This window comes from Arthrobacter sp. 2RAF6, assembly GCF_052115205.1.
Taxonomy (GTDB): Bacteria; Actinomycetota; Actinomycetes; order Actinomycetales; family Micrococcaceae; genus Arthrobacter.
In genome coordinates, this window is sequence record NZ_JBFRGF010000081.1 from 1 (window position 1) to 2,095 (window position 2,095).

The following is a 2,095-nucleotide window of genomic DNA, read 5'->3' on the forward strand; positions in this document are numbered from 1 at the left end:
TTGGGGATGTCGGAGGTGATGGTCCACTGCACGTTGTCGCCGAGCTTGAGGACGGAGGCATCGTTGACGGTCTTCGTCGCGGTCGTGACCGCGTTCTTGGGATAGACATTCACGTCATACAGCCAGCCGTTCCCGCCGGCCGGGTCCGTCGTGGGAAGCGTGACCAGGAACGGGGCCGAGGGAGTCACACCGGCCGGGTAGCCGGTCTCCGTCACCAGGTACAGGCCCAGGGGAAGGTTCCCCAGGGTCGCCGTCCCGGCCGCGCCGGTCGTGGTGGTCGTGCCGGGGCTGGCCGCCTGCGCCGCGGCCTGGGCCGGCGTCAACGCTGCGGCGGCGGTCCAGCCCGCATTGGTCGTCAGGTCGATGTTGTTCACCTTCTGGACCGTGAACGTCACCCCTGCCATCGGGGTCAGTCCCTGCAACTGGGCCGCGCTCAGAGCCGTTCCGTCGTTAGGCAGGTTGGTCGGCGTCGCGGGTTTCTCGTACTTGTGGATGGTCAGCGAACCCGTCTTGGACGGGTCGATGTTCGCGGTGTTCGCCGCGTGTGCGCCTCCGGCTCCGAGAGCGAGCATCCCGGCTGAGGCTAGTGCGGCCAAAGAGGCTATTATGCCGCGCCTCACCTTCGATGATTTCATCGTGTTCCTTTCATTGTTTCCCCCATTGATGTGCGCGGAGCTGCGCTACGGAGTCTGGTTTTGCGGGGTCTTGTCCGCTCGCCTGAAGAGGAGGGCGAGGGAAGTGATGAGGGCGAGGATGCCGAGAATCGTTCCGCCGACGATGCCGGCGGTCCCTGGCCCGCCGGCGGCCGGGAGCTTCACGGCCGCCATGTCCAGGACGGTGATGGTCTGGTTGTTTGCTGTCACCGAAGTTCCTGCGGTGGCCGTGTCCAGGGCGATGCTGCCGTTGCCCGCAACAGTGAACTTCACGGGGGTGGCCAGGAGCGAGTAGCCGTCCGGGGCTTTGGTTTCGAGCAGCCAGTACGTCCCGGGAAGCAGGTTCCTGACCTCGATGAGCCCGGGTGACCCGGACACGGCACTGTTCACTCCGATCACCGTGGGGCCCATCTGCCCGGCAGCATCGTTGTGGACCTCAAAGCCCGCCCCGGTCAGCGGGACGGTGGAACCCCGGACCGTCCCGGGTCCTGCCTTTTGCACGAACAGGTGGCCGGTGGTGGGGTTCGTGGTCAAACATGCAGGCTCAAGCGGCGCCGTGGTCCCGGTGACGCATCGTGCCGGCGGGACGGCCCCGGTCCCGGTTGCCCCGTTCCTCAGGGCCACGAGCCACGCAGTCGTGTTGACCGTCACCGAGTAGCTCACCACGGCCGTGCCGTTGCCGGGGAGAGTGAAGGAGGCGGTGGCCAGCTTGCTGCCGGCGCCCGGGTCCGGGACTGCCAGGGGTGTACCGCCATTGATGGTCAGCTTCGCCGAACCGGCGGTGAACGTGGCGTTGTTCAGGACCTGGCTCAGGTCATCGCTGAGGATGACACCGCTGATCGGGTTGATGGTGGAGTTCGTGGCGGTCACCGTGTAGGTGATCATCCTGCCCGCAGCCGGGTCGCCCGGGTTGATGTACGTTCCCGAGGCCGGGGAGGCCGTCTTGCCCAGCGTCCACGCCCCCACCGGGTTGACGGTGCAGGTGGTGCTGCCGGCCGGGCACGCCGTTGGCGGGGTGATGGTGGTCGAGGGTGTCAGGTAATTCCCGAGCGACGCATCACCGAGGTTGCCGGCGCCATTGACCTTCACCTGATACGTGACGACGCTCTTCGCGCCGGCAGCCACGGTGCCCGTGATGGCCAGGGTTTTCGTTGCTGCCCCCGAGTTGTCCGCCACCAGCAAGGCAGTCCCGCTCGTGGAGGTCGTGGTGATGGAGCCGGCCACGAAGCCCGAGGCATCCAGAACGTCCCCGAGCCAGTCGGTGTAACCAACAGCGGCCGGGGCGGTGCCGCCCGTGTTGTCGAACGCCAGCGAGTAACTCAGAACCTGCCCGGGCCCGACCATGGTCCCGGCCCCCGGATCCACGCCCTTGGAAGCCACCAGATGGGGCGTGAGGGTCGCGCAGGCGGTGTTGTCCGACGTCGGGCCCTGCTCCTGGCCCG

The 2,095-nt window shown here is 67.4% G+C and carries 2 protein-coding genes; both read right to left on the reverse strand.

Annotation, left to right across the window (positions count from 1 at the left end; all coding sequences use genetic code 11):
* On the reverse strand, positions 1-635 hold a 635-nt coding region (locus AB4Z38_RS25480; protein ID WP_441432301.1), incomplete at its 3' end, for a SpaH/EbpB family LPXTG-anchored major pilin.
* Positions 636-680: 45 nt separating this feature from the next.
* Positions 681-2,095: prealbumin-like fold domain-containing protein (locus AB4Z38_RS25485; protein ID WP_441432302.1), on the reverse strand; the 1,415-nt coding region annotated here is incomplete at its 5' end.